Origin of the sequence: Agromyces italicus DSM 16388 (assembly GCF_000421545.1) — a bacterium.
GTDB classification, from domain to species: Bacteria; Actinomycetota; Actinomycetes; order Actinomycetales; family Microbacteriaceae; genus Agromyces; species Agromyces italicus.
The window spans coordinates 663115-680167 of record NZ_ATXF01000004.1; the positions used below are offsets into that span (position 1 = coordinate 663115).

At 67.9% G+C, this 17053-nt stretch carries 11 protein-coding genes; 5 read left to right on the forward strand and 6 right to left on the reverse strand.

What is annotated here, in order from left to right; translation table 11 throughout:
- The first annotated feature begins 182 nt into the window (after positions 1-182).
- Complete coding sequence (locus H516_RS21130) at positions 183-2042, forward strand: cell wall-binding repeat-containing protein (protein ID WP_022888324.1); 1860 nt, start codon at positions 183-185, stop codon at positions 2040-2042.
- A gap of 36 nt (positions 2043-2078) precedes the next feature.
- Positions 2079-3989, forward strand: coding sequence for a cell wall-binding repeat-containing protein (locus H516_RS21135; protein ID WP_022888325.1), 1911 nt, complete (start codon positions 2079-2081; stop codon positions 3987-3989).
- 51 nt (positions 3990-4040) lie between these two features.
- On the opposite strand, the gene H516_RS18080 is transcribed toward H516_RS21135, so the two are convergent.
- Positions 4041-5963, reverse strand: a complete 1923-nt coding sequence (locus tag H516_RS18080) for a glycosyltransferase (RefSeq protein ID WP_022888326.1) — start codon at positions 5961-5963, stop codon at positions 4041-4043.
- A 208-nt stretch (positions 5964-6171) separates the two neighbouring features.
- Here H516_RS18080 and H516_RS22635 point away from each other — a divergent pair, with 208 nt between their 5' ends.
- Both H516_RS22635 and H516_RS21975 read left to right on the forward strand, forming a co-directional pair.
- Positions 6172-7743: a class I SAM-dependent methyltransferase gene (locus H516_RS22635; RefSeq protein ID WP_245561699.1), complete on the forward strand. Its 1572-nt coding sequence runs from the start codon at positions 6172-6174 to the stop codon at positions 7741-7743.
- A complete protein-coding gene (locus H516_RS21975) occupies positions 7740-7937 on the forward strand; it encodes a DUF6752 domain-containing protein (RefSeq protein ID WP_157432130.1) in 198 nt (65 codons plus the stop codon). The genes H516_RS22635 and H516_RS21975 overlap by 4 nt, the downstream gene beginning before the upstream one ends.
- Before the next feature lie 56 nt (positions 7938-7993).
- Here the strand turns inward: H516_RS21975 and H516_RS0103460 are convergent, their stop codons facing one another.
- The 5 genes from H516_RS0103460 to H516_RS18090 are packed head-to-tail and all read right to left on the reverse strand — an operon-like array spanning position 7994 to position 13692.
- On the reverse strand, positions 7994-9388 hold the full coding sequence (locus H516_RS0103460) for a bifunctional cytidylyltransferase/SDR family oxidoreductase (protein WP_026378370.1): 1395 nt from the start codon (positions 9386-9388) through the stop codon (positions 7994-7996).
- Positions 9385-10134, reverse strand: a complete 750-nt coding sequence (locus H516_RS0103465) for an ABC transporter ATP-binding protein (protein WP_022888328.1) — start codon at positions 10132-10134, stop codon at positions 9385-9387. Before H516_RS0103465 ends, H516_RS0103460 begins: the two co-directional genes overlap by 4 nt.
- Positions 10118-10987 carry an ABC transporter permease gene (locus tag H516_RS0103470; protein WP_022888329.1) on the reverse strand — a complete coding sequence of 290 codons (870 nt, stop codon included), beginning with the start codon at positions 10985-10987 and terminating at the stop codon, positions 10118-10120. Before H516_RS0103470 ends, H516_RS0103465 begins: the two co-directional genes overlap by 17 nt.
- Before the next feature lie 57 nt (positions 10988-11044).
- Positions 11045-12322 (reverse strand): O-antigen ligase family protein, encoded by a 1278-nt coding sequence (locus H516_RS0103475; protein WP_022888330.1) that lies wholly within the window; start codon positions 12320-12322, stop codon positions 11045-11047.
- Positions 12319-13692 (reverse strand): O-antigen ligase family protein, encoded by a 1374-nt coding sequence (locus H516_RS18090; protein ID WP_245561700.1) that lies wholly within the window; start codon positions 13690-13692, stop codon positions 12319-12321. The genes H516_RS0103475 and H516_RS18090 overlap by 4 nt, the downstream gene beginning before the upstream one ends.
- A 150-nt stretch (positions 13693-13842) precedes the next feature.
- Between H516_RS18090 and H516_RS18095 the strand changes: the two genes are divergently transcribed.
- Positions 13843-17052: a CDP-glycerol glycerophosphotransferase family protein gene (locus H516_RS18095; protein ID WP_022888332.1), complete on the forward strand. Its 3210-nt coding sequence runs from the start codon at positions 13843-13845 to the stop codon at positions 17050-17052.
- Position 17053 lies beyond the last annotated feature (1 nt).

Sequence of the window (17053 nt, forward strand, 5' to 3'; positions counted from 1 at the left end):
GCTCCAGGGTCGGGATGTCGCGGGGTCGCCGTTCGGCGCGCTGAAGAGCCTAACCGTCGTGTCGCGTGGTGGTGAACGCTCGGCCCGATGACTAGGCTCTGATCCACGGATCCCTGCGTCCGCAATCGTTCCACCGGCCCGAACCCGGCGCCGCCGCGGGGGTGCCCGAAGGTGGTGCCGCAGTGAAGCAGCTCGCGATCGCAGTCCTCGTCGGCGTGTTCGCCGGACTCGCCGGCCTCTCGCCGGCGCAGGCCGCCGACGCGCCCGGCCATGATCCAGGGGCGACCGCGACCGAGCAGTCGGTGTACGCCGAGCACGTCGCCGGCCAGTCGGCGCACGCCGGCGACCCGATTCCGGGGGAGGCGGCCGGTGAGGCCGACGCCGAGGCGCGTCTCGAACTCGATCGCACGCTCGCCGAGGCATCCGGCTCGGCGACCTTCGCCCCGACCGCCGCGACCGGATTCACCGCGGGCAACCTCATCGCCGATGCCAACTTCTCCAACGGCAACGCGATGAGCGAGGCGGCGATCCAATCGTTCCTCGTCAAGATGGGGGCCGGGTGCACGAGCAGTTCGTGCCTCGCGAACTACCGTGAGACGACCCAGAGCATCGACTGGAGCTACGGCGCCTGCGCCGACTACGTCGGCGCCGCAGACGAGAGCGCCGCGCGCATCATCTACAAGGTGCAGAAGGCCTGCAAGCTGAGCGCCAGAGTCATCCTCGTGATGCTCCAGAAGGAGCAGTCGCTGCTCACGAACCGTGCACCGTCGGCCGCGACGCTCGCCAAGGCCATGGGGTACGGCTGCCCTGACGAAGGTACCTGCGACCCCGACTACGCCGGGTTCTTCGAGCAGGTCGCGTTCGCGTCGCGCCAGCTCGGCTACTACGGCACGGAGGGAAGCTCCTTCACCTACCTGAAGGTCGGCCAGTCGAACCCGATCGACTACCACCCCGACGACGCGTGCGGCCGATCGAACGTCGTCATCGCCAACCGGGCCACCGCGGCGCTGTACTACTACACGCCGTTCCAGCCGAACGCCGCAGCCCTCAAGAACGTCTACGGCTCCGGGGACGACTGCTCGTCGTACGGCAATCGCAACTTCTGGCGCATGTACACCGACTGGTTCGGTGATCCGCGGGGCGGATCCGCGATGACGGTCGCCCGCCTGCAGGGTGCCGACCGCTACGCCACTGCGGCCGCGATCTCGAAGGCGTCGTTCCCGACGCCCGGCGTGCCCGTGGTCTACGTCGCCGCCGGCCTGCAGTTCGCCGATGCCCTCGCGGCCGCGCCCGCGGCCGCGCACAAGGGCGGGCCGCTGCTGCTGTCCGCGACGACCTCGCTGCCCGCCTCGACGCTCGACGAGCTCCGACGACTCGCGCCGAAGCAGATCGTGATCGTCGGCGGCACCGGAGCGATCGGCGGCTCGGTCGCGACCGCGCTCGGCAAGGTGGCGCCGACGAAGCGCATCGGCGGAACGGATCGCTACGACACGTCACGTCGCATCGCCGCCGATGCGTTCGGGGCGGCGACGCTCGTCTATCTCGCGACGGGCCGCGACTTCCCCGACGGGCTCAGCGCGGGTGCCGCCGCCGGGGCCCTCGACGTGCCGGTCGTACTCATCGACGGGGCGGCGCGGACGGCCGGCACGGCGACGGTGTCGCTGCTGAAGAAGCTCGGGGCCGCGGAGGTGCGCATCGCCGGCGGAACCGGTGCCGTCTCGTCGGGTGCGCAGGCGAACCTCGCGGCTTCGTTCACGGTGAAGCGATACGCCGGCACCGACCGTTACTCGACGAGCGCCGCCGTCAATTCCGTCTTCCGCACGACTGCGAATGCGTATCTCGCAACGGGCGCGGCGTTCCCCGATGCGCTCTCGGGCGCCGCGGCGGCGGGAGCCGCAGGCGATCCGTTGCTCCTGTCGCCGCAATCGTGCGTTCCGCCCGTGATCCGGACGGCGATCTACGCCAAGGGCACGACCGCGATCACGCTGCTGGGCGGCATGGGAGCCCTGGGCGATCGCGTCGCCAAGCTAGTGTCGTGTTGAGTCGCCGGTTCGGGCGTCGCCTCGGGGGAGTGCACCATGTTGAAGAAAGCGATCGTCGGAATCATCACGGGGGCGGTGCTCGCCGCCTCGTTCGCGTTGCCGGCCGTGGCCGAAGAGGGCGCGCCGGGGGAACCGACGGGGCAGGCGGCAGCGGTCGAGGCTCTTCCGGATTCCGTTCCGACCACCGGTGACGACACCGTCGACGAGCGGCGCCTCTACGAGGCGCATCTCGCCGAGCAGGCGACGAAGGCGGGCGACGCGGTGCCGGGCGACGCCGCTGCCGCGGCCGAGCGACAGGCCGATCTGGATGCCGAGGCGGCGGCCGACGCCGCCGACGGGCAGTTCTCGGCGGCCGCGTCCTCCCCGTTCACCGCGGGCAACCTCATCTCGAACGCGAACTTCCGCAACAGTGCGGCGATGACCGAGGCGGAGATCCAGGCGTTTCTGCAGCGCATGGTCGGCAGTTGCGCGAGTTCGTCGTGTCTCGCGAAGCTCAAGATGGACACTCCGACCCGCACCTGGAGCTTCGGCACGTGCGCGAGCTACAAGGGTGCGCGGGGCGAGTCGGCGGCACGGGTGATCTACAAGGTGCAGCGTGCCTGCGGGCTCAGCGCCAAGGTCATCCTGGTGACCCTGCAGAAGGAGCAGTCGCTCCTCACCGACCCGGCGCCCACCTCGGGCGTGCTGCGCAAGGCGATGGGCTACGGCTGCCCCGACACGTCGTCGTGCGACTCGACGTACTACGGATTCTTCAACCAGGTGTTCGCCGCAGCCCGGCAACTCACCTGGTACGGCAACCCGGCGGGCTCGTTCACCTGGCTCAAGGTCGGTCAGGCCAACCGCATCGCGTACAACCCCGACGCGAGCTGCAACTCGTCGCTCGTCACGATCAAGAACGCCGCGACCGCAGCCCTCTACTACTACACCCCGTACCAGCCGAACTCCGCGGCGCTCGCGAACCTCTACGGCACCGGTGACAGCTGTTCGGCCTATGGCAACCGCAATTTCTGGCGCATGTACCGCGACTGGTTCGGCGACCCGCGGGTCGACACGGCGATCCCGGTCAAGAGGCTGGAGGGCGAGGACCGCTACCAGACCGCGGTTGCCATCTCGAAGGCGAGCTACCCGACCGCGGGCGTCCCGGTCGCCTACGTCGCATCGGGTTCCGACTTCGCCGATGCGCTCACCGCCGCGCCCGCGGCGGCGAAGCAGGGCGGTCCGCTGCTGCTCACACCGAAGTCGTCGTTGCCGAGTTCGACGCTCAACGAACTGAAGCGGCTGAAGCCGCAGCAGATCGTCGTCGTCGGTGGCACGGGGGTGATCTCGAGCGGCGTCGCATCGACGCTCGGTTCGGTCGCGCCCGTGAAACGCATCGGCGGTTCCGATCGGTATGACACGTCGAGACGGCTCGCGGACTTCGCCTTCTCGTCAGCGACGATCGCCTACGTCGCGACGGGGCGCGACTACCCCGACGGGCTGACCGCGGGTGCCGCGGCGGGATCGCTGGGCGCTCCCGTCGTGCTCGTCGACGGCAAGGCGAGTTCGGTCGATTCGGCGACGCAGTCGCTGCTCGGCGCACTCGGGGTGCGCGAGGTGCGCATCGCCGGCGGTATCGGCGTCGTGTCGTCGGGAATCCAGTCGAAGCTCGATGATCTGCGCACGGTGAAGCGGTATGCCGGGGCCGACCGATATGCGACTGGGGTCGCGGTCAATTCCATCTTCGGCACGAGCGTGAACGCGTTCGTCGCCACGGGCCTCCTGTACCCGGACGCGTTGAGCGGTGCCGCCGCGGCCGGGCATGCGAAGCAGCCGCTCTACCTCACGCGGGGCACGTGCGTCCCCAGCGGGGTTCGCGCCACGCTGCTGAAGCAGCAGGTGACCCAGCTCACGCTGCTCGGCGGGCCGGGCGCGCTCACCGATCGGGTCGCGCGACTCGTGCTGTGCTGAGGGTCGTGCTCGTCCGGTCGCTTCGACTCATCGGTCGCGGGCGCGCCCCTGCTACTTCTTCGTCGTGAAGTGCGGCGCCCACTGCTCGGGCGAGGTGATCTCGGGCAGCGCCGCACGATACTGGCGCGCGAGCTCGGGCCAGCGCTTGCGCAGTTCGCGGTGCAGCCGCCGGCTCTCACGCAGCAGACGGCGGAAGGTCCTCGGGTCGCGGGTGTAGCGCACCTTGCCCGAACCATCCGCGGTCGACACGAGTGCGCTGTCGAAGTGCGGCATCCGGTACCAGGTTCCGTCGCGCTTGGAGAGCTCGACCTGCGGTTCGGCGACGTTCTTCGGGGCCGGCTTCGTGAACCACTGGCGCAGGGTCATCTGCGCCGTGAACGCGACGAGGGGGATGCCTCGCGGCCCCTGCGGCCCGGCCGACGTCGACGGTACGGGGTAGACGCGCTTGCCCTCGACGGTCATCGGGATCTCGGACTCATGGCGCAGCACCGTCTTCTCGGGGAAGTCGGCCGCGGCGGCGCGGAGCTCGCCGAGGATCGTGGACATGCCGCGCTGCATGTGCGCCGGGCCCGACAGAATGTCCCGAAGGGCACGGTGGCGCAGCGTCACGGGGTAGTACTGCATCGCAAGCAGGTGCTTGAGGTCCCATCGCTCGCTGTCGCGGGGAAGCAGCCCGCCGTTCGTGAACGGCGAGTGCAGCAGGCCCGCGACGATGCGGTTACGGGCGTGGAAGTACGCCTGCCAGTCGATCGAGTCGTCTTTGTCGAGCCACGACACGTGCCAGAGCGCCATGCCCGGCAGGGTCACGGTCGGGTAGCCGGCGTCGCGGGCGCGCAGGCAGTACTCCGCGTCATCCCACTTGATGAACGCCGGCAGCGACAGGCCGATCGAGCGGATCACCTCGGTCGGGATGAGACAGAACCACCAGCCGTTGTAGTCGGCGTCCATTCGGGTGTGCATCCACCGGGTCTGCCGCAGGTTCGAGAAGCGGAAGTCGTGCGGGGTCTCGTCGCGGGGCTGCGCGTGCCAGACGAAGGGCTTCAGATCGACCGTCTCGGCGAACGCGTGCAGCACGGGGCGGTTCAGCAGGTCGAACATGTGCCCGCCGACGACCACGGGCCTCGTCGTGCGCCGGGCGAAGCGCACCGCGCGCGCGATGCTCTCGGGCTCGACCGTGACGTCGTCGTCGAGCAGGATGAGGAAGTCGCTCGCGCCGGCCTCGACGGTTTCGGCCATCGACCGGGCGAATCCGCCTGAGCCGCCGAGGTTCGGCTGCTCGATCATGGTGAGCGTGTCGCCGAGGCGCTCGGCGACGGCGTCGTAGCCCGGTTCGTCGACGACGCGCTGGTCGCCCTGGTCGACGATGTAGATGCGATCGATGACGTCGCGCACGGTCTCGTCGCCCGCGAGCGCCTCGAGCGTGCGTACGCAGTAGTCGGGCTTGTTGAAGGTGGTCGTGCCGATCGAGGCGCCGCCCGCCCGCACCTCGGGTGCGTCGGTCTCCCAGCGGCCGTCGGCGACGATGACCTCGGCATCGCCGGCGACGACGTCGAACCAGTACCAACCGCCGTCGCCGAACGTGACGACGGGCAGTTCGATCTCGTGACGCACGGTGCCGGAGAACGGCTCGGAGACGACCCGCTGCGGCACGCCCTGCGCCGTGGAGCGGTAGACCAGCAGGTTGCCCACACCGCTCGTCTCGACGGAAAGCCGGACCTGCGCGACGTTCGTCCACTGCTGCCAGTACGAGGCCGGGAAGGCGTTGAAGTAGCTCGCGAACGACACGCGGTCGCCGGCCGAGATGCGGTAGCGGTCGCGGGCGAGCACGTCGTCGAGGTGGGCGCGGTCGCTCACCCGCACCTCGCGGTCGCCGACCTTCGCCCAGACGTCGGCGTCGACGTAGAGGGAGATGACGTCGGGGTCGGCGTCCTGCGGGAAGACGACGCGTTGGATCTCGTTCCAGGTTGCGCTCACGCTGCGGTGCTCCGTGTGGTTCTCGTGGGATCGCGCCGCGGCCCCCGGCGCGTTACGAGCCTACTGGTTCGGCTCGGCGAAGTCTGGGAGACCCCGTGACGAGCGGCCGGGTGTTCATGCGGAATTCGGCGAACGCCGAGCCGTGCACGTCGAATAGGATCGGATGACCGTGTGGCCATCCACACGCCGACCCGAAGGAAGCGTGTTCGTGACCCTCTTCCGCCGTGAGGCCCGTCGTACGCCGCTCGCGGCAGATCGGCGCGGAATCAGGGTCCGTTTCGATTCACCGGCCATCGGCCGAGTCGTCGATGTCGAGATCGACGGTCGCCGCATGTGGAGCACCCGCGTTCCGGAATCCGGAGGGCGGTCGGTACGGGTGCCCTGGCCGCCCGCCGTGCACGATCACCTGAGCGGTTCGGGTGGGATCGCGCTGCGCGACAAGCACAGCGGGGTGCCGCTCGCGGAAGGCCGGTTCGCCCTGCCGATCGAGCCCGGAGGATTCGGCCTCGCCGCGCTCGCCGAGGCCGGGCAGGTCATCGACAAGTGGGGGAAGCTGACGGACGCTCCCTCGGAGGAGTTGCACCGCAGACTGATCCGATCGATGCAGCAGGTGCTCGCCGACCTCGCCGAGCTCGGCTACACCGCGGCCATCACGGGCGGCACTCTGCTCGGTGCGATCCGCGAGGGCGCGATCCTCGCGCACGACGACGACATCGACCTGCTCGTCTACCTCGGTGAGGCCGCACCGAGTGACGTCTCGATCGCCTCGTACTCGCTCGAACGCCGAATTCGCGAGCGCGGACACGAGGTGATCCGGCACAGTGACGCGCACCTCCAGTTGATCTTCGTCGGGTCGGAGCGCCTCGGCCCGTCCCGGTCCGAGGTGCATGTCGATCTCTTCCTCGGCTTCCACGACCGAGGGGTCTACAACCAGCCGATCGCGGTCCGAGGCGAGTTCGCGAGCGGATCGCTCCTGCCGCTCCGCCAGGTCGAACTCAATGGGGAGTCGGTGCCGTCGGTGGGGGATGCCGATGCGTGGCTCGCACTCTGCTACGGCGCAGAGTGGCGCACGCCCGATCCCTCGTTCCGGTTCGAGACGCCGATGTCGACGAGGCGGCGATTCGAGCACTGGTTCGGCGTGTACGACTTCAACCGGGACTTCTGGGAACGGCGTGTCCGATTCGGTCGACCTGTGCATTGGAGCTCGGATGCGGATCGGTTGCTTTCGAAGACGCGCCGCGGAGATCGGGTGCTCGACCTCGGCTGCGGAGACGGCGAACTCGCCGCATCGCTGGCCGCCGCCGGCCGGCGGGTCGTCGGCGTGGACTATGCGCGCACCGCGGTCGAGGCGACGGCGGAGCACAAGGGCGTCGTGGCGCGATGGCTGAACCTCGCCGATCGACGAGCTGTGCTGGGCCTGATCGCGGACGAGTCTGCGGTCGGCGGGACACGCCACTTCCTGCTCTCGAACGTGCTGCACACGCTGACGAGAGAGGCGCGCGCGAACACCTTCCTGCTGCTGCGGGCCCTGCTCGATCCCGACTCCGTCGCGCTCGCCTCATTCGCGGTGAACGCGTCATTCGTGTTCGACCATCAGCGTCCTGACACGTGGCACCTGCCGCTCGACTGGCTTCGCGATGAAGCGTCCGGGTACGGCATCGGGTTCACTGTGGTGGGCAGACGAGTACGGAAGACGACTGCTGGACGGAGAACCGTCGTGACCGTGAGATTTCACAAGACGAGCGGGGTTGCATCGGCGGCCCAGGAGGAGGCACCGTGAGCCGGATCAGATCAGCACTTGGCAGGCTCAAAGGCCGCGCGCCGGTCGTGTCCCAGCCGGCCGACATCTCCCGGCTGCATGCAGAGATCGACGAGCTGCGCGCAGAAATCGACGAACTGCGGGTCGATTCGCGCCGGGTCGCCGAACTCTACGACCTCGTGTTCGAGCGACTGCGTGAGCAGCCGAAGGGTTGACGCCTTCCGGTGGTCGAGTAGCGCCGACGTGGAGCGGCGACGCGTATCGAGACCCCTCAGCGCTTCGCCGCGGCGACCTGCACATCGACGATCTGCCCCGTGAGCTCGGAGTCGAGCACGCGTAGCGCGACCGCGGCGACGTGCTCGGGATCGAGCAGCGTGTGCGTGGGCTCGTCGCCGAACGCCTTGGTGCGCATCGGCGTGCGGGTGCGCTGCGGGTTCAGGCAGTTCACACGGACACCCGACTCGGCCCATTCGTCGGCGAGCGCCTGCGTCATGTTGACGACGCCCGCCTTCGTCGCCGAGTACATGCTGTAGCCCGCGCGGCCGCGGGTGTACGAGCTCGAGGTGAAGAACAGCAGTTGCCCACTCGACGCCTCGAGGTAGGGGTAGGCCTCCTGGGCGATCTTCGCAGGGGCCATGAGGTTGGTCTCGAGCGTGTTGCGGAGGCGCTTCTTCGACGTGTCGGTGAGGTTCGCGATCGAGAGCACGCCGGCGGTGATCACGACATAGTCGATCGGGCCGTCGGCTGCTGCGGTCGTGAGAGCCCGGCGCACCTGCTTGCGTGACGTGACGTCGGTGCCGGTCTCCGAGCGGCTGAAGGAATGGACGCGGGCACCGCGTGCCGTCGCCTGCTCGGCGATGCTCGCCCCGATGCCGTAGCTTCCGCCGAACACGACGACCGACTTGCCCGAGAGATCGATCGAACCGGTGCCCTCGCTGGTGGGGGCCGTGAGCGAGGTCGTCTGCAACTGGAAGATCTTGTCGGCGATGTGGATGTCGAGCGGTTCGGTGATCTTCATGTTCTCGGCGGTGCCGGCGATGACCTTGATCGGCACGTCGGGCAGGTACTTGAAGATCACGCCGCAGTCGTCGGTCGCGGCGAAGTCGGGGTCGCCCGCCGCGATCTCGTACGCCCTGCGGATGACCGAGAGCCGGAACGCCTGCGGGGTCTGGCCTCGGCGCAGGTGCGAGCGCGGTGGGATACCCGTGATGATCGACTGTTCGTCGACCTCGATGATCGTGTCGGCAGAGGGGATCGCCGTGTCGACGGCGTCGAACTCGTCGAGCGCGTCGACGCACTCCTCGATGATGCGGTCATCGACGAAGGGGCGCACCGCGTCGTGGAAGAGCACCTTCGGGTCGCCGTCGGCCGGAAGCGCGGCGAGCGCGAGGCGCGTGGTGTCGTTGCGGGTCTCGCCGCCGGGCAGGACGGCGGTGAGCTTCGTGAACCGCGGGTCGAGCTTCAGGTGGTCGAGTTCGTGGATCGAACCGGCGTTCATCATCACCAGCACCTCATCGACGAGCGGGCTCGCCTCGAGCGCTTCGAGCGTGTGCTCGACGATCGCCTTGCCGGCGATGCGGATGAGCTGCTTCGGCATGCCGAGCCCGACGCGGACGCCGATGCCGCCGGCGAGCACGACGGCATGAGTGCGGTTCCGGTCGGTCATCTGGTAATGCCTTTCAGGGTGGTGATGGCCTCGTCGACGGGGCCGTCGAACATCATCTCGCCGCGCCGGATGACGATGCCGCGCGAGCAGATGTCGGCGACCATGCCGAGATCGTGGCTCACGATGAACAACGTCTTGCCGGCCGCGACGAGTTCGCGGATCTTCTTCTTGCACTTCTCACGGAATGGAGCGTCGCCGACCGCGAGCACCTCGTCGACGAGCAGGATGTCGAGTTCGGTGTGGATCGCGACGGAGAACGCGAGGCGCACGAACATTCCGGAGGAGTAGTGCTTGACCTCGGTGTCGATGAACTCGCCGATCTCGCTGAACTCGACGATGTCGTCGAAACGCGCCTCGATCTCGTCTTTCGACATTCCGAGGATGGCGGCATTGAGGTAGACGTTCTCCCGGCCCGACAGGTCGGGATGGAACCCGGCACCGACCTCGATGAGCCCTGCGACCCGACCACGGGTGAGGATTCGGCCCTTGTCGGGTCGGAGAACTCCTGAGACGAGCTTCAGCAGGGTGGACTTGCCTGATCCGTTGTAGCCGAGCAGGGCGACGGCCTCCGACTCGCCGACGGAGAAATCGATGCCCTTGAGCGCTTCGAACGAGGTCGAGGTCTTCTTGCGCTTGAGCCACGCGACGAAGGTCTCTTTGAACGAGTGCGTGTGGCGCAGCGTGTAGGTCTTCTGCACCCCCTCGATGATGATCCGGGGAGGCTCCAGCTCAGAGATCTTGGGCAAAGCGACCCTCCAGTCTGCGGAACACGAACTGCCCGACCACGAGCATGACGAGGGCGACGATGATCGAGATGCCCGCGAGCAGCCAGAGATGCTCCGGCCTTGCGGTCGTCTCCGACGTCGTCGGATACCAGAACGCCGAGTGGAACAACTCGACCGCGGAGGTCAAGGGGTTCAGCATGTAGAGGTCGTACAGCCAGGGCGGCAGCTTGTCTTGCACCATGGACGACGAGTAGAGCACCGGCGAGGTGTACGTCGCGAACATGAGGATGAGCTCGACGACGTTCTGCGAATCGCGGTACGACACGTTGATCGAGCCGAAGAAGAGGCCGAGCCCGGTCGCGATGAGCAGCACGATCAGGATCGCGAGCAGTGCTCCGGCGAGTTGCACGAGCGTCGGAACCCACCCGGCGATCAGGCAGACCGCGAGAAGGATCGTGAGCTGGGGGAGGAAATGCACGAACGCGATGAACACGTCGGCGATGGGGAACAGCTCACGCGGCAGGTAGATCTTCTTGACCAGTGCCTTGTTGTTGACGATCGACTTCGTCGCATTGCCGAAGGCCTCGTTGAAGAGGTTCACCACGACGATGCCCGAGAACAGGTAGATCGGGAACGACTCGATGCCGCGATTCAGGCCGAGGAACACCCCCATCACCAACCAGTAGATGAAGAACTGGGCGGTCGGCTTGACGTAGGACCATGCCCAGCCGAGCACGGAGCCGTGGTACCTGGTCAGGATTCCCTTGCGGACGAGCAATCGGAGCAGGTAGCGGTAGCCGAAGACGTCGAGAATGCCGCGGCTGGTGCCGGGTACGGAGAACGCCGAGAGATCGACGGAATCGGGCTTGGACATCCCGACGATTCTATCCACCCGGACGCACGGAGGACGCCGGTCGTTCGCAGTCGCTGCTCAGCTTCGCTTGAGCGCGTCCCGCCAGCTCATGTCGCGCGCCGCCTTCACCGCACAGATCACGACGAGCATCCACCCGCCCTCGTAGAGCGCGAAGCTTTCGGCCGCGCTCGTCACCGCGACCGCGACCAGCACGAGGGCGGGCCACAGGTACACGACGCTGCGCCGGTTCGACGCGAGCAGCCACGCGCGCACGAGCGCCACGCCGATGAGCGCCGCGAAGGCGAATGCGCCGATGACGCCGACCTGGAAGTAGGCGTCGAGGTACGCGTTCAGCGCCGATTCGTGCGCCCGCCCGACGCCCGCCTCGAGCCAGGTGTACGGGGGAGCGTCGGGCCAACGCCCGACCCAGCCCCAGCCCTGCAGGGGGTTGAGGCTCAGGTAGCGCGAGAGCTCGCGCCAGAGGTCGAGCCGCACGTCGAACTCGGCCCGGGCGTCGAGCAGTTCGATGATGCGGATTCGCAGGACCCAGCCGGTGACGAGTGCGGCCGCCCCGGTCACGAGCAGTGCGAGCTGCCATCGCCAGCGGCTCACCGCGGGCACCCGCCGCAGCCCGTAGAGCGCCGCGAGTGCGACGAGGGCAGCGCCGAGCGCGATCCACGCCGTCGGTGAGCCCGAGAGCACGATGGAGCCGAGCGCGACGGCGAGCGAAGCGAGCGCGCGAGTGCGCGAGATGATGTGCATCCGCCATTCGACGACGAAGGTGATGAAGCCGATGAGCGCGACGAAGCCGAGCATGTTGCGCGATCCGAAGATGCCCTGGATCGGACCGAACGCGGCGAGGTCGCCGTGGATGCCGAGGAACGGGATCGGTGAGTCGATGAGGATGCCGGCGAGCAGCTCGAGTGCGAGCGAGACGCCGAGGAGGAGCCGGAAGGTGTCGCCGAAGGCGCGCACGATCTGGATGGTGTCGCGCATGAGCGCCACGTAGACGCCGAGCACGGCGAACGCAACGAGATAGACGACCCGGGCGGCCGAGGCGCCGGGCGTCGTGCTCCAGAGCACCGACGCCGCGCACCAGCCGACGAAGACGAGGATCGTCAGGGGCAGGATGCCGTACCACTCGATCGCGCGCCAGCGGGTCACGAGCGACGCCGCGCAGAGCACGAGCAGCCCCGCGAGCGCCGCGAGCAGGCCGGGCCAGCCGATGAGGGCGCGGATCGCGTGCGTGCTGAACGCCAGCCCGATGGCGATGAGCGAGACCGCCTGTGCGAACCGTGCCGATCCCACGAACTCGCGGATCGTCTCGGCGCGCGCCGGCACCCCGCCCGACGTCATCGCGCCCCGTCGCGCACGCTCTGCGCGTCGAGCCCGCCGAACCGCTTCGCCCGCGGTGCCGGGGGCAGGGGCTCGTGCTCCCACTGGCGCCGCTTCGTCGCCCAAGCGATCGCGATGAGCAGCACCCACCCGCTCTCGACGAGGATTCGGCTCTCGGCGAGGCTCTGGCCGATGAGCGCGACGAGCACGAGCAGGGGGAGGAGCGCGGCGGAGGAGTACGCGATCGACCGGCCCGAGACATCCATAGGTCGGTCGACGGCGAGGAACCACGAGCGCCACAGCGCCCCGATCACGATGGCGGCGAAGGCGATGAGCCCGATGAGGCCGAGCTGCATCCAGACGTCGAGCCAGGCGTTGTGCGCCTGAAGGTAGACGACGCCCTTGCGGACGGCGAGGTCGCTGAACGGCTCGACGAAGGGGTTCCAGTAGCCGACCCATCCCCAGCCCGCGATGGGGCGTTCGCCGATCATGCCGATCACGGCATCCCAGATGTCGAGACGGCCGGTCAGGTCGTCACCTTTGCCGAAGACGTCGAGCAGCCGGTTCCAGAACACGGCGAGCAGGGTGACGGATGCCACCAGCGCGCCGCCGGCCGCCCAGTACACCCTGCGACGACGCTCGGGGCCGACCCGGCGTGCCCAGAGTGCGAAGCCGAGGGCGACGAGCACGACCACCGCCACGAGGATGACGGTCGCCGATCGGGTGAGTGCGAAGACCGCGCCGGCGACGACGAGCCAGGAAATGCCGCTCACGCGTCGCATCGTGCCCGCCGCGAGCATCGTGCCGAAGACGATGAGGCCGAGGAGCGCGGTCATCGCGAGGAGATTGCGGCTGGCCACGATGCCCTCGATCGGGCCGCCGTCGAAGAGCAGCGCCCGCGACCAGTAGAAGGCCATCGGGATCTTCGGGGCGTCGGGGTCGAAGTCGGGGAAGTTCGGCAGCAGCGGTTCGCGGAGGAACGCCGCGACCCAGAGCTCGAAGAGCAGCGAGAGCGCCAGCACCCACTTGATCGCGGCGCCGAGCGAGCGGACGATCCCCGACCAGGGCAGGCTCAGCGCGAGGGACACCGCGACGAAGGTCGTGACGAGGGTGAGCGCGACCCCCAATGCCGAGGCGCCGGGGTAGAACGACCATGCGATCGACAGCGTCGCGAACACGACGAAGACGAGCGTCGACTTCGGCACTCTGCGCCAGATCCATTTCGGTCTCGTCGCGACGACGAGCCAGATCGCGCCGACGAGCACGAGACCGGCGACCACGCCGAAGCCCCACCAGCCGAGGAGGTTGCGCCAGAACTGGCCGGCGAGCAGCGTGAAGAGCGCGAACGTCGCGTATGCGCCGGAGAGCGCGCTGCGGCGAGCGGGGGTCATGGGGTCAAGGCTATCGCGCGGGTGAGGTCCTCTCGGGAGTGCCATCTCCTCGATTCCTCCGACGGCGCTCGGATTGTTCGGACGCGGGAGATGTGGAGGATGCCACCGACTAGACTCGTCCAGTCGCATTGAGGATTCCGGAGACATCTTTTGCCAGCCAACCCCCACGCACGAGATCGCCGCACCTGGCTCTTCAACGCAGCCGAGTTCAGCGGCAACCCGAAGTGGTTGTTCCTCTACACGAGCAAGATGCGTTCCGACATCGACAGCTGGTGGATCACCGACTCGGCTGAGACCGCGCGACGGATACGAAAGCTCGGATTCAAGGCGGTGACGTTCCGGTCGCGTGCCGGGCGGAGTCTCCAGGAGCGGGCCGGTGTGTTCGTCGTGAACCAGGTCAAGGAGCAGATTCCCGAACGGATGACGGGCGTCGTGCTGCTCAACCTCTGGCACGGGGTCGGCGTCAAGCGCATCGAGCGCGCGATGACCGATGGCTTCCTGCTGCCGCGTATCGCCGCGAAGTACATCCGCAACAACAAGGTCTACCGCGACACCCAGATGCTCCTCGTGACCTCGCCGACGATGGAGCAGCACTTCAAGACCCAGATCGACTTCACCGAGGCCCAGGTCATCCGCGCGGGCTACCCGCAGAACGAGTTCGTGCGCCGCTTCGGTCGCGTCGAGACGTACGACCACGACGTGCGAACACGGCAGGGGCTGCCCGCCTCGACCGAGATCGTCATGTACGCGCCCACCTACCGTCTCTCGGGCAACGACGATTTCGTGCACCGAGCACTGCCCGACATCGAGCAGCTGGTGTCGACGCTCGAACGCAACGGACAGCTCCTCATCCTGAAGATGCATCCGCAGCTCGAGGCCGACCGGACCTACCAGAGCCTGAAAGAGAAGTACGCCGACCAGCAGCGCCTGCTCTTCTGGGACAACCGCGACGACGTCTACGAGATCTTCGAGGACATCGACCTCACCATCGTCGACTATTCCTCGATCCACTACGACCTGATCGCCGCCGGCGCGAATCGCTTCATCCGCTACGCCTTCGATCACGAGGACCCGACCGCACTCGAACCCGAACTCGACTACTTCTCGCTGTCGTGCGGCACGGTCGTCACCGATTTCGACGCGCTGCTCTCGGCACTCGGCGGCGACAACCGCGTCGAGCCCGACGAGCTGGCACGGCTCTCCGAGATCTTCTGGGCCTATTCGACTCCCGACACCTTCGAGACGCTGGTCGAGCGGGCGCTCACCTACGAATTGACGGATGTCGCGTTGCCGACCCTGTACAGCTTCGACATCTTCGACACGGTGATCCACCGCACGTCGGTGGCTCCGGTGTCGATCTTCCACCTCGTGCGGGAGCGTGCCGAGGCCTCGAACCTCGGGTTTCCCGAGCGGCTCATGCAACGCTTCATCGAGCTTCGACGGCAGGCCGAGGCGGCCGTGCGTGAGGCGAAGCGCAAGGACCCCCGGCGCGCGGTCGACCTGCGGTTCGAGATCACGCTCGACGAGATCTACGACCGCCTCGCCGAGCTCTACTCGCTCACCGTCGAGCAGACCGAGCAGCTCAAGGCCTGGGAGATCGAAGCCGAGATCGCCGACACCTATGCCGATGACGAGATGGTCGCGAGAATCCGCGAGCTCCGCGCCGCCGGCGAGACCGTCATCCTCATCAGCGACATGTACCTTCCGCGGACCGTCATCGACACGATGCTCGCGAAGGCCTCGGCCGACCTCGTGGGGCTTCCGGTGTTCCTGTCGAACGAGCACGGTGTCCAGAAGTCGACCGGCCAACTCTACGTGCGTGCCTACCTCGACCTGAAATACGACTTCGGTGAGTGGATCCACACGGGCGACAACCCTCGTGCGGACGTGCAGATGGCGGAGCGCATGGGCATCACGCCCGTTGCGCTGGAGACGCCCGAGTTCGACGAGTTCGAGACGGCCCTCATCGACTCGGCCGACACGTACGACGCGTTCCTGCTCGCAGGGGTGCTGCGCGAGGCGCGCCTCGAGGGACTGACCGAGTCCGAAGCATTCGTGTTCCGGAACGTCTCGCTGTTCCTCGTCCCGTACGTGAAGTGGGCGCTCGACGACGCGGTGGCTCGCGGGTACTCGACCCTGTACTTCATCTCGCGTGACGGCCATCACATGAAGGCGATCGCCGACGCGATCATCGACGCCCGCGGGCTGCCGATCCGCACCGCCTACATCTTCGGATCCCGTCGCGCGTGGCGGCTCGCGTCGCAGGTCGACGGCATCGACGACGACACGTTCGCGGGACACGGCAGCTTCGGCGGCATCCGATCGTTCAGTTCGCTCGTCGAGGCGAGCCGCCTCAGCAGGGATGAACTCCTCGAGCTGTTTCCCGAGTTCGAGCAGTACGAGAAGGTGGGGACCTTCGACGGCTACACTGCGGGCAACATCGTGGCGTCGCTCAAGTCGTCGGCCGCCTATCGTCGACGCCTCACCGAGATCGCCAGGTCCGATCGCGAAGTCGCAACCGACTACCTCCGACAGGAGATCGACCTCGGCGAACGATTCGCCTTCGTCGAGTACTGGGGCCGAGGGTACACCCAGGACTGCCTCGCACGGCTGCTCGAGGAGGCCGCCGGGCACCCGGTCGAGACGCCCTTCTACTACGCCCGGAGCATCTATCCGACCGAAGGCGTGAGCATCAGGCACAACTACACGGCCGCGTCGGAGTCGTTGCTGCTCATCGAGGCGATCTTCGCGAACCTGCCGTACGGCACGACCGAGGGCTATCGCCGTGCAGGGGACCGGGTCGTCCCGGTGTATCGCGAGCGGCACTACGACGTCGAACTCTTCGACGCGACGACGCCGAAGCTCGTCGAGTTCGTGAAGCGGACCACATCGCTCCCTTTCTACGACGAGGATCGGCTCTGGCGCGACGCCTTCAGGTTCGGGTTCGAGCACTTCAGCGTCGATCCGACCGCGGACACCTACCGCGAGAACCTCGCGACACTCAGGGACGCGGTGGAGCTGGGCGGTGTCGAACGCGAATTCGCCCCGAAGTTCCGGGTCACCGACTTCGTCGCCTACCTCCGGGGCAAACCGATCGCGGAGATCACCCGGTCGCTGCCGCTGTCGCTCGCCCGTTCGCGAGGACCGGGCCAGGGCCTGCTCCGGCTCCAGCAGGAAGTCGGATTCCGGCGTGTCTGGAAACGGAACGTCGCGCGAATTCAGGAGGCGACGGGGCGGCTGCTCCGCCAGGCGCCTGTCGACACCGACCTCGCGGCCGTGCGACCGGCGAATCCGCCCATCGTCGCAGGACAGCCGGGCACGGGCCCAGCCGAGTCCCGCACCGGCTCCGAGGTGCGTTGAC